Origin of the sequence: Cupriavidus sp. P-10 (genome assembly GCF_003402535.2) — a bacterium.
Classification (GTDB): domain Bacteria; phylum Pseudomonadota; class Gammaproteobacteria; order Burkholderiales; family Burkholderiaceae; genus Cupriavidus.
Genome location: NZ_AP025171.1, coordinates 2,889,133 through 2,910,772 on the forward strand (window position 1 = coordinate 2,889,133; position 21,640 = coordinate 2,910,772).

Annotated in this window: 20 protein-coding genes; 7 read left to right on the forward strand and 13 right to left on the reverse strand. The window is 70.0% G+C overall.

What is annotated here, in order from left to right; genetic code table 11:
* Positions 1-185: 185 nt before the first annotated feature.
* Positions 186-1,100, reverse strand: a complete 915-nt coding sequence (locus CTP10_RS29915) for a LysR family transcriptional regulator (RefSeq protein WP_116319141.1) — start codon at positions 1,098-1,100, stop codon at positions 186-188.
* Positions 1,101-1,252: 152 nt separating this feature from the next.
* Here CTP10_RS29915 and CTP10_RS29920 point away from each other — a divergent pair, with 152 nt between their 5' ends.
* Positions 1,253-1,876, forward strand: a complete 624-nt coding sequence (locus tag CTP10_RS29920; RefSeq protein WP_116319142.1) for a LysE family transporter — start codon at positions 1,253-1,255, stop codon at positions 1,874-1,876.
* On the opposite strand, the gene thpR is transcribed toward CTP10_RS29920, so the two are convergent.
* The 3 genes from thpR to CTP10_RS29935 are packed head-to-tail and all read right to left on the reverse strand — an operon-like array spanning position 1,860 to position 4,432.
* Positions 1,860-2,429 (reverse strand): RNA 2',3'-cyclic phosphodiesterase, encoded by a 570-nt coding sequence (gene thpR, locus CTP10_RS29925; protein WP_116319143.1) that lies wholly within the window; start codon positions 2,427-2,429, stop codon positions 1,860-1,862. The two genes, CTP10_RS29920 and thpR, sit on opposite strands and share 17 nt — an antisense overlap.
* Positions 2,430-2,438: 9 nt before the next feature.
* Positions 2,439-2,942, reverse strand: coding sequence for a methylated-DNA--[protein]-cysteine S-methyltransferase (locus CTP10_RS29930; RefSeq protein ID WP_116319144.1), 504 nt, complete (start codon positions 2,940-2,942; stop codon positions 2,439-2,441).
* Positions 2,939-4,432: an AlkA N-terminal domain-containing protein gene (locus CTP10_RS29935; protein WP_116319145.1), complete on the reverse strand. Its 1,494-nt coding sequence runs from the start codon at positions 4,430-4,432 to the stop codon at positions 2,939-2,941. The genes CTP10_RS29930 and CTP10_RS29935 overlap by 4 nt, the downstream gene beginning before the upstream one ends.
* Positions 4,433-4,603: 171 nt before the next feature.
* Here CTP10_RS29935 and CTP10_RS29940 point away from each other — a divergent pair, with 171 nt between their 5' ends.
* Together CTP10_RS29940 and CTP10_RS29945 are read left to right on the forward strand one after the other, a co-directional pair.
* Positions 4,604-7,456, forward strand: coding sequence for a M16 family metallopeptidase (locus CTP10_RS29940; RefSeq protein ID WP_116319147.1), 2,853 nt, complete (start codon positions 4,604-4,606; stop codon positions 7,454-7,456).
* Positions 7,457-7,654: 198 nt separating this feature from the next.
* Positions 7,655-8,032: a hypothetical protein gene (locus CTP10_RS29945; RefSeq protein WP_029045162.1), complete on the forward strand. Its 378-nt coding sequence runs from the start codon at positions 7,655-7,657 to the stop codon at positions 8,030-8,032.
* A gap of 79 nt (positions 8,033-8,111) precedes the next feature.
* Here CTP10_RS29945 and CTP10_RS29950 read toward each other — a convergent pair whose 3' ends face one another.
* The 3 genes from CTP10_RS29950 to CTP10_RS29960 all read right to left on the reverse strand — a co-directional run bounded on the left by CTP10_RS29950 (position 8,112) and on the right by CTP10_RS29960 (position 11,793).
* Positions 8,112-8,687, reverse strand: coding sequence for a hypothetical protein (locus tag CTP10_RS29950; protein ID WP_116319149.1), 576 nt, complete (start codon positions 8,685-8,687; stop codon positions 8,112-8,114).
* Positions 8,688-8,719: 32 nt separating this feature from the next.
* Positions 8,720-9,877, reverse strand: coding sequence for an acyl-CoA dehydrogenase family protein (locus CTP10_RS29955; RefSeq protein WP_116319151.1), 1,158 nt, complete (start codon positions 9,875-9,877; stop codon positions 8,720-8,722).
* Between the two features lie 119 nt (positions 9,878-9,996).
* The gene (locus tag CTP10_RS29960) at positions 9,997-11,793 is read right to left on the reverse strand and encodes an OPT/YSL family transporter (protein ID WP_116319152.1); all 1,797 of its coding nucleotides are present in this window, start codon (positions 11,791-11,793) and stop codon (positions 9,997-9,999) included.
* Positions 11,794-11,988: 195 nt separating this feature from the next.
* On the opposite strand from CTP10_RS29960, the gene CTP10_RS29965 reads away from it, so the two are divergent.
* From CTP10_RS29965 to CTP10_RS29975, 3 genes are read left to right on the forward strand one after another with little or no spacing between them, the layout of a single operon-like run.
* The gene (locus CTP10_RS29965) at positions 11,989-13,689 is read left to right on the forward strand and encodes an FAD-dependent oxidoreductase (protein ID WP_116319153.1); all 1,701 of its coding nucleotides are present in this window, start codon (positions 11,989-11,991) and stop codon (positions 13,687-13,689) included.
* Entirely contained in the window at positions 13,679-13,858 is a 180-nt protein-coding gene (locus CTP10_RS29970) for a hypothetical protein (protein WP_116319155.1), read from the forward strand. The genes CTP10_RS29965 and CTP10_RS29970 overlap by 11 nt, the downstream gene beginning before the upstream one ends.
* Positions 13,859-13,892: 34 nt before the next feature.
* Positions 13,893-14,360 carry a MarR family winged helix-turn-helix transcriptional regulator gene (locus CTP10_RS29975; RefSeq protein WP_116319157.1) on the forward strand — a complete coding sequence of 156 codons (468 nt, stop codon included), beginning with the start codon at positions 13,893-13,895 and terminating at the stop codon, positions 14,358-14,360.
* A 10-nt stretch (positions 14,361-14,370) separates the two neighbouring features.
* On the opposite strand, the gene CTP10_RS29980 is transcribed toward CTP10_RS29975, so the two are convergent.
* Positions 14,371-14,826 (reverse strand): YccF domain-containing protein, encoded by a 456-nt coding sequence (locus CTP10_RS29980; protein ID WP_116319158.1) that lies wholly within the window; start codon positions 14,824-14,826, stop codon positions 14,371-14,373.
* Positions 14,827-15,238: 412 nt separating this feature from the next.
* Between CTP10_RS29980 and CTP10_RS29985 the strand changes: the two genes are divergently transcribed.
* A complete protein-coding gene (locus CTP10_RS29985; RefSeq protein ID WP_116319160.1) occupies positions 15,239-16,174 on the forward strand; it encodes a 2-hydroxyacid dehydrogenase in 936 nt (311 codons plus the stop codon).
* 24 nt (positions 16,175-16,198) lie between these two features.
* On the opposite strand, the gene CTP10_RS29990 is transcribed toward CTP10_RS29985, so the two are convergent.
* The 5 genes from CTP10_RS29990 to zwf are packed head-to-tail and all read right to left on the reverse strand — an operon-like array spanning position 16,199 to position 21,465.
* Positions 16,199-17,545 (reverse strand): sensor histidine kinase, encoded by a 1,347-nt coding sequence (locus CTP10_RS29990; protein WP_116319162.1) that lies wholly within the window; start codon positions 17,543-17,545, stop codon positions 16,199-16,201.
* Complete coding sequence (locus tag CTP10_RS29995; protein WP_116319164.1) at positions 17,545-18,240, reverse strand: response regulator transcription factor; 696 nt, start codon at positions 18,238-18,240, stop codon at positions 17,545-17,547. Before CTP10_RS29995 ends, CTP10_RS29990 begins: the two co-directional genes overlap by 1 nt.
* A 2-nt stretch (positions 18,241-18,242) precedes the next feature.
* A complete protein-coding gene (gene glk, locus CTP10_RS30000) occupies positions 18,243-19,262 on the reverse strand; it encodes a glucokinase (protein ID WP_116319166.1) in 1,020 nt (339 codons plus the stop codon).
* Between the two features lie 49 nt (positions 19,263-19,311).
* Positions 19,312-19,992, reverse strand: a complete 681-nt coding sequence (gene pgl, locus CTP10_RS30005; RefSeq protein ID WP_116319168.1) for a 6-phosphogluconolactonase — start codon at positions 19,990-19,992, stop codon at positions 19,312-19,314.
* A 15-nt stretch (positions 19,993-20,007) separates the two neighbouring features.
* Entirely contained in the window at positions 20,008-21,465 is a 1,458-nt protein-coding gene (gene zwf, locus CTP10_RS30010; protein WP_116319170.1) for a glucose-6-phosphate dehydrogenase, read from the reverse strand.
* Positions 21,466-21,640 lie beyond the last annotated feature (175 nt).

Consider the following 21,640-nt stretch of genomic DNA (forward strand, 5'->3'; position numbering starts at 1 on the left):
ACGCAACGTCTGGTATAGCGGGATGCCGCCGGGTAGTGGGGGGCGCGGCAGCTAGTCGGCCTGCCGGCCGCGCGCCGCATGTTAAGCGCGTGCCCCCACGTCCGGCAAGACTCATGGCGACACCTTCGGCAAATCTGTGGCAGAACTTGAGCACAGACTTACGGGGGGTAGCGCCTGCGCCGCTTTCAGGCGTCTGTCGGGGCCGGCGGTGGTGCCTCGGGGAGTGCGCCAGGCATGGCCAGCGTGGCCTGCGCCTCTTCGCGCAGCCACGCCAGCAGCAGCAGCCGGCGCGTGTCGTTCTCGAACGGCGCCGGCGACAACAGATGGTACGCCGATCCATCCGGCGTGAAGCCGAACGGAGCGGCCAGGCGCCCGTCGGCGATCTCGTCGGCGGCCATCAGCCGGGAAGCCATGGCCCAGCCGAGCCCTGCGGCAGCGGCCTGCAGGCTCAGGTAGAAGTGCTCGTACCAGGCATCGCCCTCGAACCTGGCGGCTTGCGCCGCGGGGCCGGCCGCCGCCAGCCAGCGTTGCCACGCATCGGGCCGGGTGCGCGTATGCAGCCGTGCCGGCACGGCTGCGGCGCCCTGGGCCAGCAGCGGGCGGCAGACCGGCCCGACCCATTCCTGCGCCACCTCGCGCGCATGCCAGCGCGCCTCAAAGGCGAAATCATTGCGCCGCAGCGCCAGGTCGGCGCCACTGCGCGCGAAATCGATCGGCCCGCCGGCCGCCATCAGGTGCAGCGGGATGTCGGGGTGGCGTGCGGCAAACCGCGGCAACCGCGGGATCAGCCAGCGCATCGCCACGGTCGGCTCGCACGACAGCACCAGCGCGCGGCCAGGCGGCTGGGTGCGGATGCGCGCGGCGGCGCCGGCCAGGATCTCCATCGACTGCGAGGCGGCGGCAAACAGCGTGCGCCCCGCCTCGGTAAGGAAGACGCCTCGGTTGCGCCGCTCGAACAGCGCCACGCCGAGCGTGTCCTCCAGCTGGCGGATCTGCCGGCTGACCGCGCCGTGGGTCAGGTGCAGCTCCTCGGCCGCGCGCACGAAGCTCTCGTGCCGTGCGGCAGCCTCGAAGAATCGGATCCAGCCCAGCCAGTGCATCGGGGTTTTCAGTCAGTTTTTCTCACGGATTTGCGCGAGTATATATCGGTTGTGGTGGCCCGTTGCCGCACGCAGAATTGGGTACGTTTTGGCCCGCCGGCCAAGAGCTAGTGCGGTAATCCTGCCTCAACCACAACGTAATTTCACAGAAAATGATTCCAGTCGCCGAATCGCTGGCGGTCGCCGCCGTGACCGTGCTCGCGGTGGTCAGCCCCGGCCCGGACTTCGCCATGGTGACCCGCAACAGCTACCTGTACGGCCGCCGCGCCGGGCTGCTCAGTGCCTCCGGGATCGCGCTGGGGGTTCAGGTCCATGTGCTGTACACGATGTTCGGCGTGGCGCTGCTGATGGCGCACGCGCACGGCGTGCTGACGGTTGTGAAGGCGCTGGGCGCGGCCTACCTGGTGTGGATCGGCGTGCAGACACTGCGCCGGCGCGCGCCGCTGGCGGTCGACCTGCACGGCGCGCCGGCACTGCGTCCGGCCGCGGCCTTGAGGATGGGCTTCCTCACCAATGCGCTGAACCCGAAATGCACCCTGTTCGTCGTCAGCACCTATACGCAGGTGGTGGATGCGCATACCCCGGTGCCGGTGCAGTTCGGCTATGGCGGGTTCATGTCGCTGGCGCATCTGGCGTGGTTCAGCCTGGTGGCCTGTGTGTTCACCGCGCCGGCGCTGCGGGCGGCGATGCTGCGCCGGCAGCGGCTGCTGGACGGCGCCATCGGCTCGGCACTGTGCGGGCTGGGGGTGGCGTTGGGGCTCAGCAACCTGGCGTAGCGGCGGGCCGGGCCAGGGGCCACGCCTGCCGCACGAGATGCTCCGCGCCCTGCGGTCCCAGTCGGCTCTCGAACAGCACCAGCCGCTGCACCGGCCAGGGGTCGCTGGCGAGCATGCGCTGTTGATCGAGCCAGGCGCGCAACACGGCCTCCGGCACCGTCGGGCGGCAGCGTGCCAGGGTCAGGTGTGGATGGTAGCGGCGGCGTTCCGGTTCGATCCCGGTGGCCTGCGCCAGCGCCTGCCCCACCGCGGCGTGCAGCGCACGCAGCGCGTCCAGCCCGGGACCCGGCGCGAGACCAGCCCACAGTACGGCCCCCTGGCCGCTGCGGAAGCGGCCAGTGCCCGCAGCCTGCAGCGTAAAGGCCGGCACCGCGAGTCCGTCGAGCGCCGCGTTCATCTGCGCCTCGGGTACGCCGCATTCGCCCAGGAATTGCAGCGTGAGATGGACCTGCTCGGCCGGCACCGGGCGCAGGCCGCTCGTCGACGGCAGGGTCGACAGTAGCCGCGCCGCCTGCGCGGGCGGGACTTCCACGGCAAAAAACAGGCGCGGCATGGCGTCGGCTCAGCCGCCCGCGGGGCCGGCGCCCTCGCGCCGCAGCAGCGCGCGCTTGCGCTCGATGCCGCCGGCGTAGCCGGTCAGCGCGCCGGCGGTGCCGAGCACGCGATGGCAGGGCACGACCACCGACAGCGGGTTGCGCCCCACCGCGCCGCCGACCGCGCGCGCGTGCGTCGGCGGCAGTCCCAGGGCGCGGGCGAGTTCGCCGTAGGACGCCGTCGCGCCACATGGGATGGCCTGCAGCGCCTGCCAGACGCGCTGCTGGAACGGGCTGCCCGCGAAGCGTACCGGCACCGTAAAGGCGTCGCGATTGCCGGCGAAGTATTCGGCCAGCTCCTGCGCGGCGCGCTCGAGCACCGCCGCTTCCTGCGGCGACGCGTCACCGGTGGCCCCGGCCATGTTGGCGGGGTAGTACTTCTGCCCCGCGAAAAAGACGCCGGTCAGGTACGTCCCTTCCGCGCGCAGCAGCATGGTGCCCAGGGGGCTGTCGATCTGGCGATAGCTGCTCATGTCATGGTCTCCGGTTCGCGCGCGACGGGCGCGGCGGGCGCGTCCTTCATGGTCTCATAGCGATGCCACAGGTGGACTGCCGCATAGGCGCGCCACGGCGCCCACTGCGCGGTGCGCACCTGCATCGCGCGGACGGTGTCGACGCCCAGCACCTTGCGCAGCGCGTAGTCGGTGCCGGGAAAGGCGTCGGGCCAGCCGAGCGCGCGCATGGCGACGTACTGCGCGGTCCAGTCGCCGATGCCGTCGATGGCGCGCAGCGCCGCGACGGTCGCTTCCGGCGGCGCATGCGCGTCAAGCGCGAGCGTGCCGTCGGCCACGCATTGCGCCAGCGCCTGCAGCGTGCGTGCCTTGCCCGCCGGCACGCCGGCGTCGCGCAGCTCCTGCAGCGGCATGGCGACGATGGCGGCGGCACTCGGGAACAGGAAGCGCAAACTGCCGGGCAGTGCCTCGGGCAGCGCTTCCGCCGACGCCACGCGCTGTGCCATTGCGGCCAGGATGCGGCGCGCATGCACGACCGGGATGACCTGCCCCACCACCGCACGCACGGCAATCTCAAACCCGTCGACACTGCCCGGCAGCCGCATGCCCGGCATGGCCTGCGCAAGCTCGCCGAGGTGCCGGTCGACCACATCGGGACGGCAGCCCAGGTCGCACAGCCTGCGCACCTTGCCCAGCGCCTGCGGGATCGCACGCGCCAGCGATGCCGACAGGGTCACGCGCAACACCATGCGGCGCGGCCCATGCTCGATGCGAACCCAGCCCGCATACACGGTGCCGCCCGCCTCCACGCGCAGCGTGCGCGCATAGGCGCCGTCGCGGATCTCTTCGATGCCATCCACCGCGCGCGTGGCCAGGAAGCCCAGCAGCGCCTCCCACGCCAGCGGCGGCCGGTAGCCCAGTTCGAACACCAGCCGGTCGCCCACGCCATCGGTGGCGCGCCGGCGCAGCGCGAGCGGGGTCAGGCCGTAGCGCGTCTTCAGCACATCGTTGAAGCGGCGCACGCTGCCGAAGCCCGCCGCCAGCGCCACCTCGGTCACCGGCAGCGCAGTGTCGGCCAGCAGGCGCTTGGCCAGCAGCAGCCGCTGCGTCTGCGCATATTCCAGCACCGAGACGCCGAACTGCGCATCGAACAGGCGCCGCAAATGCCGCTCGGTCACGCCGATGCGCGCGGCCAGCCCGGTGACGCTGCCTTCGGCCATGAAGCCTTCGTCGATCAGCGTGGCAGCGGCCTGCGCGAGCCGGCCCGAGATATCGGCCAGCCCGTGGCCCGGCGCAAGTTCGGGGCGGCAGCGCAGGCAGGGACGGAAGCCGTGCTTCTCGGCGGCGGCGGCACTTTCATAGAAGGTGCAGTTCTCGCGCCTGGGGGTGCGTACCGCGCACACCGGCCGGCAGTACACACCGGTCGAGGACACGCCTACGAAGAAGCGCCCGTCGAAGCGGCGGTCATGCGACGCCACGGCCTTGTAGCAGGTATCGGGATCGAGGTTCATGCTGGCATGCTACCGCTTCGGCAACCTGGGCACCGGCTGGATTCGGACATTTCCCTCTGGCGTGCAGAGGTGGGCTGCGGCACAGTTCCGGGTACGGGCGGCGGCTAGAATTGCGCTTTACGCCACTGCCCTGTATTCATCACCCGGCAGCCAGCCCACACCGGAGACGCCATGCGCCGTTTTGCCCTGCACCTGTCGATGCTTGCCTCGCTGGCCCCGCTGCCTGCGCCGGCGCAACCCGTGCAGCCGGTGCCTGCGGCATCGCCTTCGCTGGTGCGGCAGGTCGCCACCGTGGAGGGCATCACCGAATACCGCCTCCCCAACGGCCTGCGCATCGTACTGGCGCCGGACGCGGGCAAGCCCACCACCACGGTCAACATCACCTACCTCGTGGGCAGCCGCCACGAGAACTACGGCGAGACCGGCATGGCCCACCTGCTCGAGCACCTGCTGTTCAAGGGCACGCCGTCGCTGCCGGGCAAGGCCATCCCGACCGAATTCGCGCGGCGCGGCATGAGCGTCAACGGCACCACCGCGCAGGACCGTACCAACTACTTTGGCACCTTTGCCGCCAGCGACGAAAACCTCGACTGGGCGCTGCGCATGGAAGCGGACCGCATGGTCAACAGCGTGCTGTCCAAGGCCGATCTCGACAGCGAGATGACCGTGGTGCGCAACGAGATGGAAATGGGCGAAAACAGCCCGTCGCGCATGCTGATGCAGCAGACCATGTCCGCCGCGTACCGCTGGCACAACTATGGCAAGGCGCCGATCGGTGCGCGCAGCGATGTCGAGAACGTCAGCATCGACAACCTGCGCGCGTTCTACCGGCGCTACTACCAGCCCGACAACGCGGTGCTGGTGGTGGCGGGCAAGTTCGATCCCGCCGCCACGCTGGCGCGCATCGAGCGCTACTTCGGCCCGATTCCACGCCCCACGCGCGTGCTGCCGCCGGAGCACACCGTCGAACCGCCTCAGGAAGGCGCGCGCGAACTGGTCATCATGCGGCCTGGCGACAACAGCCTGGTGGCTGCGCAATACCATGTCAGCCCCGGCGCGCATCCGGACACTACCGCCTTGTCGATGCTGACCATCATCCTCGGCGACACGCCCGGCGGGCGCCTGTACAAGGCGCTGGTCGAGCGCGGCCAGGCCGCTTCGATCGGCACCGCGTTCTATTCGATGAAGGATCCCGGCACGCTGCTGGTCATGGCGGAAACCTCCAGGGACCAGTCGCTTGCGGCCGCGCGCGCAGGCCTGATCACACAGGTGGAAGGCTTTGCCGAGGCCCCCGTGACCGAAGCCGAACTGGAACGCGCGCGCGTGCGCATGCGCAATGCCTACGACCACTACATGAGCGATCCGGGCGCGCTTGGCATCGCCTTGTCCGAGGCCATCGCCAAGGGCGACTGGCGGCTGTTCTTCCTGAACCGCGACCGCATCGAGACCACCACGCTGGCGGACGTGCAGCGCGTGGCGCAGAACTACCTGCAGTCGTCGAATCGCACCGTGGGCCTGTTCGTGCCGTCCGCGCAGCCCAGCCGCGTGCAGGTACCCGCCAAGCCGGATGTCGCCGCGATGGTCAACGGCTACCAGGGCAAGCCCGCGCTGGCCGCGGTCGCGCCGTTCGACCCCAGCCCCGCCAATATCGAGGCGCACACCACGCGCCAGACGCTGGCCAACGGCATGCAGCTGGCCCTGCTGCCCAAGCCGGCGCGCGGAGAGGTGGTGCACGGCGTGCTGGTGCTGCGCATGGGCGACGTGCAGAGCCTGCAGGGACTGACTACGGTCGGGACGCTGACCGCGTCGATGCTGCGGCGCGGCGCCGGCGGCCTGGACCGCCAGCAGATCGCCGACCGCATCGAGTCGCTGCGCGCGCGCGCCAGCATCGGCGGCAGTTCCGAGCGCGTGACCATCAGCTTCGAGACGCGCCGGGCCCAGTTGCCCGAGCTGCTGGCACTGCTGCGCGAGATCCTGCGCGCGCCTGACTTCCCTGAAGCCGAATTCGAGACGCTGCGAAAGACCAGCATCGCTGATATCGAAAGCATCCAGAGCCAGCCGGGCGTGATGGCGTCGAATGCGCTCGGCCGCCACGGCGACCCCTATCCGGTGGGCGATCCGCGCCACGCGCGCAGCATTGCCGAGAATATCGCCGACCTGCGCGCGGCCACGCTGGCGCAGGTGCGGGATTTCCATGCGCGTTTCTATGGCGCGGGCCATGCGCAGCTGAGCCTGGTCGGCGACTTCGACGCGCCGGCCGCTGCGGCGCAGGCCGCGCAGCTGTTCGGCGACTGGACCGCGGCGCAGCCGTATGCACACGTCGACCGGCCATTCGTGCCGATTCCGCCGGCCGAGTTCATGCTGCCCGCGCCGGGCAAGGCCAATGCCGTCTACGTGGCCGCTGCGCCTATCGACCTGACCAGCGACTCGCCGGACTATGCGCTGATGATGATCGCCAACCGCGTGCTGGGCGGCGCCAGCCTGCGCAGCCGGCTGGCCGACCGCCTGCGCCAGCAGGAAGGGTTGAGCTACGGCGCCAGCAGCTGGGTACAGGTGGGCGCGCTCGACCGCGCCGGCCGTTTCGGGTTGCAGGCGCAATACGCACCGCAGAACCTCGCGCGCTTGCAGCACGCGGTCGCCGACGAGCTCGAGCGCTTTACGCGCGATGGCATCACCGCACCGGAACTGGCCGAAGCGGTCAGCGGCCTGCTGCAGCAGGGGACGGTCAGCCGCAGCAACGACGCGGCGCTGGCGGGTACGCTTGCCAACCAGCTCTACCTCGGCCGTACCATGGCCTTCACTGCGGAACTCGAAACGCGCTTGCGCGCGGCGACAAGGGAATCGGTCAATGCCGCCATCCGGCGCTATATGCAGGCGGGCGGCCTGTCCCGCGTCTATGCGGGCGACTTCAGTGGCGCGCCAGCCGCGCAGCCGACTCAAGCACGCGATGCGGCCCGAGGCAGCCAGGCAGGCGCCAGTGCGAACACCGAAGCCGCGGGCGCCACGCCGGCCGCGCAGCCCTGACATATCCGGGAAACAAAATTCGGCTGCACTGGCGGAATGCGCAAGACCGCTTTGGGCAGCGTTATGCTGCCCAAGCGGCCAGGCTAACGGCCGGGCGCGGCAAGACCAGCCGGGCAAGCCTGCCACGGTGCATGGCCCTTGCCGCGACCCCGGGTTGACTGTATATTCGTACAGTATAAGTCGATATAAGAGGTGTGGATGTCAATCGTGCGAGCTGGCAGCAAGGCAGAAGCGCTCCGGCTTCTGGCCTCGGAAGACGTGCTGGCGCTGGAGCTGGACTACGAGACGGGCTGGCAGGATGCGGTCGAACTCGGCAGGCTCGGAGAAAAGCGCGGTATCAAGGTGCAGTATCGCGGACAGGAAAGTATTGCCGTCCGCTCCCGCGAAGCCCTGATCGAAGGGCTCGCCAAACCCAAGGGCACGTTCCGCCAACGCAATCTCTATTGCCAGTTCGATCTTGGCACGCTGGCGGACCATGAACTGCTCGAACTCGAAGCCAAGGCCACGCGGCTCGGGGACTACATTCTCGCCGGCCACCTGCTGCGCGATGTCGACGGGGTGTGGCCGCAGCAATAAGCGACCAGATCAGCGCCGCAACCAAAAATAAAGGCCGCCATGCCGGCGGCCTTCGACCTTCACATCGCACGCGGTGCGATCAGTGCCAGACCCGCGTCGCGTTGGCCCATCGCGCGGCGCACGATTGCGTGGCGGCAGCAGCGGCCTCGGCCGCATCCTCGGCTTCGGTGAGCTGGCCGGCATCGGCCAACGACATCTGCGCAGCGTTGTCCAGTGCCGTGCGCCACATGACAGCCGACACCAGCGTCTTGCATTGCCGGCGTTCGCCATGCGCGAGGGCCAGCAAGCGCTCGTAGCCCTCCATCACGATCAGGCGGTCGCCGCGGCACGGCTGCAGTTGCAGCGTGTACAAGTGATCGCACTCGCATTGCAGGATGCCGCCGCTGACCGCCAGCACGATCGCGCCTGGCAGCGCGATACCGCTGGCCTGCACCTCGCCACGCAAGCGCGCCAGGTGCGCTTGCGCACGCGGGTCGCTGGCCTGCGTCCCCTGCGCCATATTGGCCGGCACCGCGCCCAACGCCATCAGCTCAGCGGGCGATACCGCCAGCGTATACGCCTGCAATGCAGGGCGATAGGTCGCCACCACCGCGCGCAGGCGGTGCGGGGTGTCAACGTCACGGCCTGCCGGACCGCGATCCTGCCAATCGTTCATGCCGACTCCTGCCACACCGGGCCGTTGCATGGTCAGTCGCGCAGCAGCTGCTTGGCGATGATGATCTGCTGGATCTGCGTGGTGCCTTCATACAGGCGCAGCAGGCGCACGTCGCGGTAGAAGCGCTCGGCCTTGTACTCGGCGATATAGCCGGCGCCACCGTGGATCTGCACCGCGCGATCGGCCACGCGGCCCACCATCTCGGTACAGAACATCTTGGTGCAGGAGGCCAGCATGCTGACTTCCGGATCGCTCTTGCCGGCGGGCTTGGCATCGTAGCGCTGCGCGCAGTCGCGCACCATCGACAGGCCGGCATAGAGCTCGGCCTGGCTGTCGGCCAGCATGGCCTGGATCAGCTGGAAGTCGCCGATGGGCTTGCCGAACTGCTTGCGCTCCTTGGCATAGGCCACCGCGTCGCTGATCAGGCGATGCGCCATGCCGCAGGCCAGCGCCGAGATATGCAGGCGGCCGCGGTCGAGCACCTTCATCGCGGTCTTGAAGCCCACGCCCGGCACGCCGCCGATGATGTTGGCCGCCGGCACGCGCACGTTTTCCAGCACCACGTCGCAGGTCTTGGTGCCTCGCTGGCCCATCTTCTTGTCCGGCTTGCCCAGCGAGATGCCCGGGGTGTCGGCCGGCACGATAAAGGACGAGATGCCCGAGGCGCCCGGACCGCCGGTACGCGCCATCAGCGTGAAGGCGCCGGCGCGCGGTGCGTTGGTGATAAAGCGCTTGGTGCCGTTGATGACGTAGTGGTCGCCGTCCAGCTCGGCCTTGGTCTGCAGCGAGGCGGCGTCGGAGCCGGCGTTCGGTTCGGTCAGCGCAAACGAGATGATCAGCTCGCCGCTGGCGATGCGCGGCAGGTAGCTTTGCTTCTGCTCCTCGGTGCCATCCATCAGGATGCCCTGCGAGCCGATGCCGACGTTGGTGCCGAACACCGAGCGGAAGGCAAAGGCGGTGTGGCCGAGGTCGTACACCACATCGCATTCCTGCGACATCGACAGGCCGATGCCGCCGTAGTTCTCGGGAATGGAGATGCCGAACAGGCCCATCTCCTTCATGTCCGCGACGATCTCGGCCGGGACGTCGTCGGTCTCTTCCAGCGTGTCCTCGGCGGGCTTCAGGCGTTCATCGATGAAGCGCTGCACCGAGGCGCGCAGCAGGGCAAAGGATTCTTGGTCAAGGGCCATGAGGATTCTCCGGGTCAGGCGGTACGTCTGTCTGGCCGACATGGTACGCCGGCCATGCGATTTGACAATCCACTGCGGATTGGACAGAAGCGTCAATATAATTTGACAATCTTCCGGTGTCAGTTCCACGTCACTGCCAGCAGCCCGGCCAGGCCGAAGGCCAGTGCAGCAAGTGCGTCGCCGGCGATCAGGCCCCCGCCCAGCAGCGACGCGGTGCTCATGTCCTCGGGCAGCGCCTGCTGCGCACGCCTGGCCCCGGGCCTGCGCCTCACCATGGCGCCGCCGATACTGGCCACCACGCCACCGGCGGCCATCCAGCCTGCCGCCGCCAGGTTAACAAAGCCGCCAAAGGACGATGCATAGGGCGACGGCAGCAGCACTGCATCGAGCACAAAATCCGCCACCCTGCCCCGCCGGCCCGATTGGGCGAAGCGCTGCCATGCCGGCCCGCCCAGGACCAGCTTGCGCAGCACTGCCGTGGCCAGCCCCAGCGCCAAGCCGAGCGCCACCGCGGCGTGCTGGGCGGCGCGTGGCTGCGCCAGCCCGTGCAGCACGCCGACGATCTTGTAGGTCATGGCCGAGGTCCAGCGCGCCGGCTGCTGGTCTGCCGGCAGCCGGGTCTGGTCCAGCGCCAGCACCGGGTACGCATGCATGAACAGCCGCGCCATCGCCACGGCCACCAGCGCCCCCACCACGATGCCAGCGACCTGGTAGCCGAACTGCACCATGCGGTCGCTGCCCAGCCGCCAGCCGGTGGAGCGGTCCTGCTGCATGTCGCTGGCTTCAGCGGTCGCCACCAGCAGCACGGTCGCCGCGATCAGGCCCACGTGCGGCGCGCGCAATCCGGCCGCGGCCATCAGGATCACCGTCAGCACGAAGGCGGACGAGATCGGGTTCTGGTCGACCATGCCGACCGAGATGCCGTTGACCAGCGCGAACACCAGCACCAGCAGCACCGCCATCAGCTGGAAGCCCAACGGCTGGCCGAACCACATCACGCCGGCGGCGACCGTGGCGGCTCCCCAGAGCAGCGCCCACGCGGCCACCCATGCCATGCCGGGCCCGCGCCGTGACGGCGCCGCCTGTCCCGACCGGCCGCGCCACTGGCGCCACGCCTGCCCCAGCAGCAGGGCGACATCGAGCGCCGCCGCGCCCATGATCATGCCGAGCGCCACCAGGAAGGTGGCCTTGCGGTACGGTTCGCCGGGCGCGAGCCACCCCACTGCGACGAACCACGGCGTCAGCGCCCAGCCGACCAGGCCGCCTACCAGCGCGGCAATGCCGATGCGCGCCCCGACGATCATGCCGGCGCCGAAAGTTGCCGCGGACAGATCCAGCGCAGCCAGCCACGGCACGCGCGCGGCGCCCAGGCCACTGGCCAGCCCCAGCGCCATGCCGCCGCCCAGCCGGGCCACCGAGCGACGCAGCAGCGCCGGGTCGGTCAGTGCGCGCAGGATATTGGCGACCGCCAGTCCCGACGGGAACGTCAGCTGCATCCGGTCTACCAGCAGCGGCGTGTACAACATGCCGATGCCTACGCCGTACATGCCGATGCACAGCATGTAGAGCACCAGCTGCCACAGCGGCGGCTGCGCCAAACCCAGCCATGCCATCGCCTGCAACACCACCGCCATCCCGCCCATGCCCGCTACCGACGCCGCCGCGGTCTGGATGTAGTTGGCACCGTGCCTGCCCGGCGCGCCATAGCCGGCGGTCACTACAGAACCAAGTATGCCCGCCAGCACCTGGCCACCGACAAAGAATCCCAGCGAGAAATTCATATAGGCCGCGGCAATGCCGCCGAGCGGCCCCAGCACCAGCATGCCGGCCGCGCCCAGCAGCGCGTGGTAGCGCCAGCTGCCGGCAGGGGGCAGCCAGCTGGCGCGGGGCACGGCATCAGTGGGCAGGATCGGCATGGCGAAGGCTAGGCAGTAGCGGGTGCGCTCTGCGAAGCATAGGCCACGGCATGGGGTGAGCGACGTGCGACTTGTCTCCTTTTCCGTAGGAAAGCCTCGGAGCCCGAGCAGCCAATCGGGTAAACACTAGTTTCGTGCGCAACCATCTGATATATAGTTGCGCACACAACCAATTACATCGAGCGAGACCCAGCCATGCCAGACTCCACCGCCCCGCACGCGGCCGTGCCGCCGGCACCGCCTCCTGTTACGCGGCGCCCCTGGCCGCACCACGTACCCGTGCTGATTGCCGGCGGCGGCCCGGTCGGGCTGGCGCTGGCGGCGCTGCTGGCGCGCTACGGCATCGCCACGCTGGTGGTCGAGGCCGACGCTGGCTACTGCGCCGGCAGCCGCGCCATCTGCATGTCGCGCCGCTCGCTCGAGATCCTGGGGTGGGTCGGCGCGGACCAGCAAACGGTCGAAACGGGCCTGCCCTGGGTGGGCGGACGCAGTTACTACCGCGACGCCGAGGTGCTGCACTTCCGCATGCCAAGCGAGCCGGATGAGCGCTTCGCGCCGATGGTCAACATCCAGCAGTACTACCTCGAAGCCTTCGCGCACGAAGCCTCGCTGCGGGGCGACACGCCGGCCGACGTGCGTTTCGGCGCGCGCGTGCGCACGGTGCGACCGCATGACGGCGGCGTGGTGGCGGAAATCGAGAGCGCCGGCGGCGTGGTGCAGGTCGACGCACAATGGCTGGTGGCCTGCGACGGCGGCCGCAGCACGGTGCGCGAGCAACTGGGCCTGCGCATGGAAGGCACGCAGTACGAGGGCCGCTACGTGATCGTCGACATCGTGCAGAAGACCCCGCGCGAGGTGGAGCGGCTGGCGTGGTTCGACCCGCCTTCGAACCCGGGCTCGACCATCCTGATGCACCGCCAGCCCGACGACGTCTGGCGCATCGACTACCAGATCCGCGACGACGAGGACCCTGAGGAAGCGGTCAAGCCGGAGAACGTGCTGCCGCGCGTGCAGAGCCACCTGGACATGATCGGCGAAACCGAGCCCTGGCAGCCGCTGTGGATCTCGATCTACAACGCCAAGTGCCTGACGCTGCAGGATTACCGCCACGGCCGCGTGCTGTTCGCCGGCGACGCCGCGCATCTGGTGCCGATCTTCGGCGTGCGCGGGCTTAATTCGGGGCTGGACGACGCCGGCAACCTGGCGTGGAAGCTGGCCGCGGTAGTGCGCGGTCAGGCCGCGGACAGCCTGCTCGACTCCTATTCGGTCGAGCGCGTCCACGCCACCCGGCAGAACATCGCCTACGGTGCCAAAAGCACCGAATTCATGGCGCCTCCCGACTTTGCCTTCCGCCTGATGCGCGAGGCCACGCTGCGGCTGGCGCAGGGCGACACCGCGGTGCGTTCGCTGATCAACCCGCGCCAGTCGGCTCCGATTGCCTATGCCGGTTCGCCGCTGAATGGTGCCAGCGACTTCGGCGCCGACTGCCCCGGCGCCGCGCCCGGGCTGCCGGCTCCGGAAGCGCGCGTCGCCAGCGCGGAGGGCATCGCCCACCTGACGCAATGCTTCGGGCAGCGCTTCACGTTGCTGTACTTCGGTGATTCGCCGACGCTGCCGGCAACGCTGGCCGCACTGGTGCAAGCCCATCCGCAAACGCTGCAGGCGCGCGTGGTCGTCAGCGGCACCGCCATCCCCGCGGACAACGCGCTCGCCGATGTCGCCGGCCAGGCGCAGGCGCGCTACGGCGCCTGCTCCGGCGCCCTCTACGCGATCCGCCCCGACGGCTACGTGCTGGCGCGCTGGCGCGATCCCGCGTGGGACGACGTCGCCGCGACCCTCGCCCCCCTGATGCAAACCCCGCAATCCCAACCGGCCGGAGCCCGCCATGCAAGCTGATGATCTCGACCTCGCCTATACGCGCCTGTGCGAGGCCATGGGCCGCACCGGCGAGGAACGTTCGCCGCTGCTGCTGGCGATGGTGTGCCTGGGGTTGATGAGCCGGCAGGAAACACTGGCACCGGTGCTCGCACTGATCGACGAGGCGGAGGCGCGCAGCCAGGCGTAGGCACTACAATGCCCACGCCCGACCGGACATCGCCATGAAACCACTGCCACGCCTGGAACAGTTCCTGACCTACCGCCTGCACCAGGTCAACAAGCTCAGCGACAAGGACAGCGCCGCCGCCTACCTGGAGCAATGCGGCCTGCTGCTGAGCGAGGGCCGCTGCCTGGCCGCGATCGGCGCGTTCGCGCCGCTGTCGGTCAACGCGCTGGCGCAGCGTGCCAACCTGACCAAGGGCCAGGCCAGCCGCTCGGCGCAGGCGCTGGTGGAACGGGGACTGGTCAGCAAGGAAGCCAGCGCCGCCGATGGCCGCGGCGTGGTGCTGGCCCTGACCGCGCAGGGCAAGCCGCTGTACCGGCAGGCGATCGCGATGATCGCGCGGCGCAATGACGAGATCTTCGGCTGCCTGAGCGAGGCGGAACAGGCGCTGCTGGGCAGCCTGCTCGACCGGCTGGTGGCGCACGCCGCCCAGCAGGACGGCGCGGCGGACAGCGACGAGGCCTAGCGACCCAAGCCTAGCGCCGCAGGCCGTCCACGTGCGTGCGCGCACCGTCGCGGCGCGCGGCTTCGGCGACCTCATTGCTGACCACGGTCTGGCCGATCGGCGCCAGCGCGATGCCGGCCAGCTTCAGGTGCTGGATCGCGAACGGGATGCCGATGATGGTGACGAAGTTCGCGACTGCCGCCATCACGTGGCCGATCGCCAGCCACACGCCGGCAAACACAAACCACAGCACATTGCCGACCAGCCCGAAGGCGCCGGTGCCGACATCGTCGCGCCCGGTCAGCTCGCGCCGGCTGATGGCCTGCTTGCCGAACGGGAAGAAGGTGAAGCTGCCGATCACGAAGCAGGCCTTGCCCCACGGAATGCCGACGATCGAGATAAAGCAGAGCAGCCCGGCCAGCCACCATGCCAGGCCCATTACCACGCCGCCGAGGATGAACCAGAGGAAGTTGCCGATTGCACGCATGCCAGCCTTTTGGGTGTGAGCAGGAGAGGACACCGATGATACGCGCGGCGCCGGAGCGTACCCGTTTCTGCGTGCCGCGCCAGGACGTGCGAAATGGCGGCGCGCGGGCCTCTGCATGCCCCGTGCGCGCCTCTCGAACGCGCGGCTTCCGCAAGGCAATCGCTGCTGCCAGCCGCTCCCGGCGCGGCTGGCAGCTGCAAAGCGTACCCGTTTCTGCGTGACTGGTTTTGGCCGGCGCCGGGCGTGGCAGCGTTCGGCAAGGTCGCGATGGCGGCGCTAGAATGTGACGCCCGCCGGCCATTTGCCCGGCATCCCGCGATCCGGGAATGCCGGGCGGCCCGGCGCGGCCATCCCCTTCGCAACCCTCACGCTTTTCGCACGCCACGCGGCGCGTCACACCGTTCTCTCCGCCATGAAACCCACGCTGCTGATCCTGACCCAGGTCGCTCCGCACCATCGCGACGCCATCGCCGAACAGTTCGAGATCGTCTACGCGCCCGATGCCGAAGGCCGCGCCGCGCAGATCGCCACCCAAGGCGCGCGCATCCGCGCGGTGCTGACGATCGGCTCCACCGGCCTGACCGCCGCAGAGATCGACGCCATGCCGGCGCTGGAACTGGTGTGCGCGCTCGGCGCCGGCTTCGAGAACATCGCCGTGGCCCACGCCCGCGCGCGCGGCATTGCCGTGGCCAATGGCGCCGGCACCAACGACAGCTGCGTCGCCGACCACGCGCTCGCGCTGCTGCTGGCGACGGTGCGCGGGCTGCCCCAGCTCGACGCTGCTACCCGCGCCGGCACCTGGCGCACGGCGCTGCCGCTGCGGCCCAATGTCTCGGGCAAGCGCATGGGGATCGTCGGGCTGGGCACCATTGGCCGGCGCATCGCCCGGCGCGGCGAGGGCTTCGACCTGGAGATCGGCTACCACAACCGCAAGCCGCGCGAGGATGTGGGCTACCGCTATTTCGACAGCATCGGGGCGCTGGCCGACTGGGCCGATTACCTGGTGATCGCCACGCCGGGCGGCGGCGCGACACGCCATCTGGTGGACGCCGCCGTGCTGGCGGCGCTGGGGCCGTCGGGCTTCCTGGTCAATATTGCGCGCGGCAGCGTGGTCGATACCCAGGCGCTGGCGGCGGCGCTGCGCGCCGGTACGCTCGGCGGCGCCGGGCTGGACGTCTATGAAAGCGAGCCGGCGCCGCCGGTGACGCTGTTCGACTGCCCCAACGTCGTGCTGACGCCGCACATGGCAGGCTGGTCGCCCGAGGCGATCACGGCGTCGGTGGTGCAGTTCCTGGAGAATGCGCGCCGGCATTTTGCCGGCGAGGCGCTGCTGACACCTGTGGCTTGACGCCGGTACGCTGACGGCTGGACCTCAGGCGGCCGGAAATGCGACCCTGACGCGCAGCCCCGGCCGCGCGTCTTCGAGCGCCACGCGCGCCCCATGCGACTGCGCGATCTCCGCCACGATCGCCAGGCCCAGCCCGCTGCCGCCGGTCGGCGCATCGGGCACGCGGTAGAAGCGGTCGAACACGCGTTCGCGTTCCTCAGCCGGAATGCCGGGGCCGTTGTCGCGGACCACCAGCTCGACCGAGCGTCCGTCGCCCGCGCGTGCCACCTGCACGTCGATGCGGCTGCCGGTCGGGACGTAAACCAACGCGTTGTCCAGCAGGTTGGTCAGCAGGATGCGCAAGGCATCGGCATCGCCACGCACGATGGCCGGCGCCACGTCGGCCTCGGCATCGGCGTCCGCGCCGGCGTCCACGCCCAGGTCGATATCGCTATCCAGCGCGGCCTGGGCCAGTTCCGCCACCACGCCGGTGGCCAGTGCGCGCAGGTCGACCGGCTCGCGCGGCGGCGCGGCCGCCCCGGGTTCCTGCCGCGCCAAAGTGAGAAGCTGCGTGACCAGGTGGGTCAGCCGCTCCAGCCCCTGGCGCAGCTTCGCCACTGCCTCGTCACGTGCCGCGCCGCTGTCGGCGCGCTCGACCAACTGGGCCTGCAGCTGCAGCGCGGCCAGCGGCGTGCGCAGCGCGTGCGCCGCGTCGGCCACGAAGGCGCGCTGCGTGTCGATGGCGTGCGAGAGCCGCGCCAGCAGCTGGTTCAGCGCGGCGCTGAGCGGCGCGATCTCGTCCGGCATCTGCCGCAACGCAAGCGGTTCCAGCGCGGTGGCGTCGCGCGCGCGCACTTCGGCGGCGATCTCGCGCAACGGCCGCAGGCCGCGCCCCACGGCCATCCAAACCAGCCAGCCCAGCAATGGCAGCAGCAACAGCAGCGGCGCCACGGTACGCAGCGCCATGCGCGCGGCCAGCGTGCGGCGCGCGCTCATCGGTTGCGCGATCTGCACCACGGTGGGCCCCAGCTGCATGCTGTACAGCCGCCATTCGCCCTGCTGCGTGGTCACGTTGGAGAAGCCCAGCTCGGCGCGCGACGGCAGCGCCGCGTGCGAATGCGACAGGTAAAGGCTGCGCCCCGAGCCGTCCCAGATATGGATGACGACGTCCTCGTCGGCATGCGAGAGGTCGCCGGGCGAGCCGATAAAGGGCGGCACCACCGGGTCGGCAAACTGGCTCGGCAGCGCCGCGGCCATCTGCTTCATCTGGTAATCGAACAGCGCATTGGCTTCCTGGCGTGCCTGGCCGTAGATGAGCGCGGTGGCGATGGCTATGCCGGCGAGCAAACCCGCGGCCAGCCACCACAGCAGCGTTCGCTGGATGGAGCGCATCAGCCGGGCTCTCCCTCGCCATCTAGGCGCGGCACCACGTAGCCCACGCCACGGATATTGCGGATCAGCGCGGCGCCGAACTTCTTGCGCAGCACGTGGATATAGACCTCGACGGTATTGCTGCCCACCTCGTCGTCCCAGCCGTACAGGCGCTCCTGCAACTGCGGCACCGACCACACCTTGCCCGGCCGCGACATCAGCGCCGAGAGCAGCGCGAACTCGCGCGCCGACAGCCGCACTGGCTCGCCGCGGTGCGTGACCTCGCGCGTGGACGGGTTGAGCACGATCTCGCCATAGGCCACCAGCGGCTCGGCCCGCCCCGCGGCGCGGCGCGCGAGCGCGTGCATGCGCGCGGCCAGCTCCTGCAGGTCGAAAGGCTTGACCAGGTAGTCGTCAGCGCCGGCATTGAGGCCCGCGACGCGGTCGGCTACCGCGTCGCGCGCGGTCAGGATCAGCACCGGCGTGGGCACGCCGCGTGCGCGCAGCGTGCGCAGCACGTCCAGCCCCGAGCGGCGCGGCAAACCCAGATCGAGCAGCACCAGGTCGTAGCACGCCTCGCCCTCCTGCGACGACGTGGCCGCGGCCAGGCCTGCATCACCGTCGCGCACCCAGTCGACGGTAAAGCCCTCCTGCCGCAGCGCCTGCCTGACGCTGTCGCCAATCATGGCGTCGTCTTCCACCAGCAGCACGCGCATGGCTAGGCGGTCCCCGCTTCGCGATCCAGGCGGTCGGCCAGCGCCCGCGCCAGCCCCGGCAGCGCCGGGTGGCGCGCGGTGATGACATGGACCGGCACGTCTTCGAGCCAGCCGCGCATGCGGCCCTTGGCGACGAAGCGCTCGGCGAAGGTGGAGGCCTGCAGCGCCGGCACGAAGCGCGGCAGGATGCCGCCGCCGAGATAGACGCCGCCGCGTGCGCCCAACACCAGCGCGATATCGGCCGCGACCGAGCCCAGCAGCCCGAAGAACGCCGTCATGGCCCGCTGGCACAGCGGGTCGTTGCGCTGGAAGGCGCCGTCGGTGACCTGCTCCGGCAGCAGCGGCGCGAGCAAAAGCGTACCCGTTTCTGCGGCCAGCGCGGCATGGATCTGCGACAGCCCCGCGCCCGACACCAGCCGTTCCGCGGATACGCGCCCGACCTGGCGATGGGCCGCGCGCCACGCCACCCATTCATCGTCGGTGGCCGGCATCAGCTCGATATGGCCGCCCTCGCCGGCCAGCGCCACCATCTGCCCGCCCGGCGCCGGCACCAGCCCCGACACGCCCAGCCCCGTGCCCGGTCCCACCAGCGCCAGCGGCGCGGTCGGGACCGCGGTGCCGGCGCGCACCTGCGCCAGGCCGTCCGCCGGCAGGTGCGGCAAGGCCAGCGCCAGCGCGGTGAAGTCGTTCAGCGCCAACAGCGTCTGCAGGCCGAGCGCGCGGCGCATGCCGTCGACCGAGAAGGTCCAGTTGTGGTTGGTCAGCCTGACCTGGTCGCCGGTAACCGGGTTGGCCAGCCCGATCGCCGCATGGCGCGGCATGGGCTTGCCGGTGCCGGCCAGACCATCCAGGAACTGGCGCAGCGCGGCTTCGAGCGAGGGGAAGTCGGCGACCTTGAGCGCGGTCACCGGGCCGATCTGCATCGGCGCGGTCTCTAGCGCGAAGCGCACGTTGGTGCCACCGATATCGCCAAGCAGGCGCGGGAAGGTGGCGGTCGCGGGTGTGGAGGCGGTGTCAGCCATGGCGTCGGTCTCGTCCCCTTCAGGAATTCAGGAATTCAGGAATTCAGAATCAGGCCTTGAACACGTCGAACCCGTGCCGGTGGCGCGACGCCACCAGGCTCACCGGCAGCGCCGGCGTCGGCCCCTGCAGCGCGCGCTCCAGCACCCTGGCCTTGGCTTCGCCAGTGACCGCCAGGAACGCGCGTTCGGCCGCCAGCAGCGCGGCCAGGTTCAGCGTGATGCGCGCATGCGGCGCGGCGCCCGGGTGCGCCAGCAGGTAGGCGGGCTGCGGGTCGCTCAGCGCGTCCTGCAGCTCGGGTGCGTCCGGGAACAGCGACGCGGTATGGCCATCCTCGCCCATGCCAAGCACCACCACGTCGGGCTGGCGGAACGCGCGATTCGCGCGCGCCACCGCCGCGGCCGGGTCGGCCACGTCCTGCCCATCGGCCACCAGCGGAATGAAGGCGGCACTGCCGGCGGCCTCGCGCAGCAGGTGCGCCCGCACCAGCGCGGCATTGCTGTCGGGGTGGTCAGGCGGCACCACGCGCTCGTCGACCAGCGTCACCGTCACCGCTTCCCATCGCAGCGGGCGGTAGCGCAGCCGCTCGAACATCGGCACCGGCGAGCGCCCGCCGGAGACCGCCAGCACCGCCCAGCCGTTGACGCGGATGGCGAGCTCGAGCGCATTGCTGATCGAGATGGCCAGGGCCTCGGCCTGGTCCATCGGGGTGGGATGTTCGAACAGGCGCATGTCGTTTCCTCTGGTTCAGGCTTCTTCGTGCCACAGCGCGCCGTCGCGCGACATCAGCGCCGACGATGCGGCCGGGCCCCAGGTGCCGGCGGTGTAAGGCTTGGGCGGGACCGTGCTCGCTTCCCAGGTATCGATGATGGGCTCGACCCAGCGCCACGCCTGCACCTGCTCGTCGCGGCGCACGAACAAACCCAGCCGGCCGCGGATCACGTCCAGCAACAGCCGCTCGTAGGCGCCGGCGCGGCGCACCTTGAACGAGTTGGCGAAGTCGAGGTCGAGCGAGGTCGGCGTCAGCTCGAGCGTGTCGCCGGGCTGCTTGACCAGGCAGTACAGCCGGATGCTTTCCTCGGGCTGCAGCTGGATCACCAGCCGGTTCTGCGGCGACAGCGTCAGCGGGCGCGGGAAGATCGCATGCGGCACGTCGCGGAAGTGGATCACGATCTCGGCCACGCGCGCCTGCATGCGCTTGCCGGTGCGCAGGTAGAACGGCACGCCTTCCCAGCGCCAGTTGGCGATCTCGGCCTTGATCGCGACAAAGGTTTCGGTACGGCTGTCGGGCGCGATGCCGGCCTCGTCCGTGTAGCCCGGCACCGGCTTGCCGCCGATGGCGCCGGCGCGGTACTGGCCGCGCACGGTTTTCTCGGCGACGTCCTGCGGCGTGATCGGCTTGAGCGCCTTCAGGATCTTGATCTTCTCGTCGCGGATGGCGTCTTCGGAGAGGCTGGCCGGCGGCTCCATCGCCACCATGCACAAGAGCTGCAGCAGGTGGTTCTGCACCATGTCGCGCAGCGCGCCGGTGTGGTCGTAGAAATCGCCGCGTGTTTCCACGCCGAGCTCTTCGGCGATCGTGATCTGCACGTCCTGCACCCACTCGCGCCGCCACAGCGGCTCGAACAGCGCATTGCCGAAGCGGATCGCCATCAGGTTCTGCACCGACTCCTTGCCGAGGTAATGGTCGATGCGATAGATCTGCTCCTCGGCAAAGTAGTTGGCCACCGCCGAGTTGATCGCCTCGTTCGATTCGAGGTCATGGCCCAGCGGCTTTTCCAGCACGATGCGTACGTTAGGCGCCGTGCGGGTGTTGAGGCCCGTACGCGCCAACTGCTCGCAGATCGACACGAACAGGTCCGGCGCGGTGGCGAGATAGCACACCACCACTTCGGGCTTGCGCGACAGCACCTTGTCGGCCAGCGCATCGAAATGCGCCGGCACGCGTGCATCGGCCTGCACGTAGATGATGCGCTGGCAGAACCTGTCCCATGACTCAGGCGGCGCATGCGCCAGTGCGGGACGCACGGTCTGTTCCAGGGACGCCAGGTAGTCAGCGGTCGACAGCGGCTGGCTGCCGGTGGCGAGAATGCGCGCCGCCGGATTCAGCAGGCCGGCGTGATGCGCATCGAACAGGGAAGGCAGCAGCTTGCGCCGCGCCAGGTCGCCGGTGCCGCCGAACAGCACCATGTCGAAATCAGGCATGCTCACCCTGCGCTCCTTGAGGATTCGAGTTGTCGCGGCCATCGCGCGATGGCGGGCCGTGTTGCGGCCAGTTTACGTGAGTCGCTACGGCTTGGCGAGGCAAGCGTACCCATTTCTGCGTGGATCGCCTGGGGGGGCGCGGGACGCCCTGCGGCGTGCAGCGACCCGCAAAGTG

Excerpts from the sequence above, each read along its gene's own strand:
- CTP10_RS29915 (WP_116319141.1), bottom strand. The coding sequence starts at position 1,100 with ATGCACTGGCTGGGCTGGATCCGATTCTTCGAGGCTGCCGCACGGCAC.
- CTP10_RS29920 (WP_116319142.1), top strand. The coding sequence starts at position 1,253 with ATGATTCCAGTCGCCGAATCGCTGGCGGTCGCCGCCGTGACCGTGCTC.
- thpR (WP_116319143.1), bottom strand. The coding sequence starts at position 2,429 with ATGCCGCGCCTGTTTTTTGCCGTGGAAGTCCCGCCCGCGCAGGCGGCG.
- CTP10_RS29930 (WP_116319144.1), bottom strand. The coding sequence starts at position 2,942 with ATGAGCAGCTATCGCCAGATCGACAGCCCCCTGGGCACCATGCTGCTG.
- CTP10_RS29935 (WP_116319145.1), bottom strand. The coding sequence starts at position 4,432 with ATGAACCTCGATCCCGATACCTGCTACAAGGCCGTGGCGTCGCATGAC.
- CTP10_RS29940 (WP_116319147.1), top strand. The coding sequence starts at position 4,604 with ATGCGCCGTTTTGCCCTGCACCTGTCGATGCTTGCCTCGCTGGCCCCG.
- CTP10_RS29945 (WP_029045162.1), top strand. The coding sequence starts at position 7,655 with ATGTCAATCGTGCGAGCTGGCAGCAAGGCAGAAGCGCTCCGGCTTCTG.
- CTP10_RS29950 (WP_116319149.1), bottom strand. The coding sequence starts at position 8,687 with ATGAACGATTGGCAGGATCGCGGTCCGGCAGGCCGTGACGTTGACACC.
- CTP10_RS29955 (WP_116319151.1), bottom strand. The coding sequence starts at position 9,877 with ATGGCCCTTGACCAAGAATCCTTTGCCCTGCTGCGCGCCTCGGTGCAG.
- CTP10_RS29960 (WP_116319152.1), bottom strand. The coding sequence starts at position 11,793 with ATGCCGATCCTGCCCACTGATGCCGTGCCCCGCGCCAGCTGGCTGCCC.
- CTP10_RS29965 (WP_116319153.1), top strand. The coding sequence starts at position 11,989 with ATGCCAGACTCCACCGCCCCGCACGCGGCCGTGCCGCCGGCACCGCCT.
- CTP10_RS29970 (WP_116319155.1), top strand. The coding sequence starts at position 13,679 with ATGCAAGCTGATGATCTCGACCTCGCCTATACGCGCCTGTGCGAGGCC.
- CTP10_RS29975 (WP_116319157.1), top strand. The coding sequence starts at position 13,893 with ATGAAACCACTGCCACGCCTGGAACAGTTCCTGACCTACCGCCTGCAC.
- CTP10_RS29980 (WP_116319158.1), bottom strand. The coding sequence starts at position 14,826 with ATGCGTGCAATCGGCAACTTCCTCTGGTTCATCCTCGGCGGCGTGGTA.
- CTP10_RS29985 (WP_116319160.1), top strand. The coding sequence starts at position 15,239 with ATGAAACCCACGCTGCTGATCCTGACCCAGGTCGCTCCGCACCATCGC.
- CTP10_RS29990 (WP_116319162.1), bottom strand. The coding sequence starts at position 17,545 with ATGCGCTCCATCCAGCGAACGCTGCTGTGGTGGCTGGCCGCGGGTTTG.
- CTP10_RS29995 (WP_116319164.1), bottom strand. The coding sequence starts at position 18,240 with ATGCGCGTGCTGCTGGTGGAAGACGACGCCATGATTGGCGACAGCGTC.
- glk (WP_116319166.1), bottom strand. The coding sequence starts at position 19,262 with ATGGCTGACACCGCCTCCACACCCGCGACCGCCACCTTCCCGCGCCTG.
- pgl (WP_116319168.1), bottom strand. The coding sequence starts at position 19,992 with ATGCGCCTGTTCGAACATCCCACCCCGATGGACCAGGCCGAGGCCCTG.
- zwf (WP_116319170.1), bottom strand. The coding sequence starts at position 21,465 with ATGCCTGATTTCGACATGGTGCTGTTCGGCGGCACCGGCGACCTGGCG.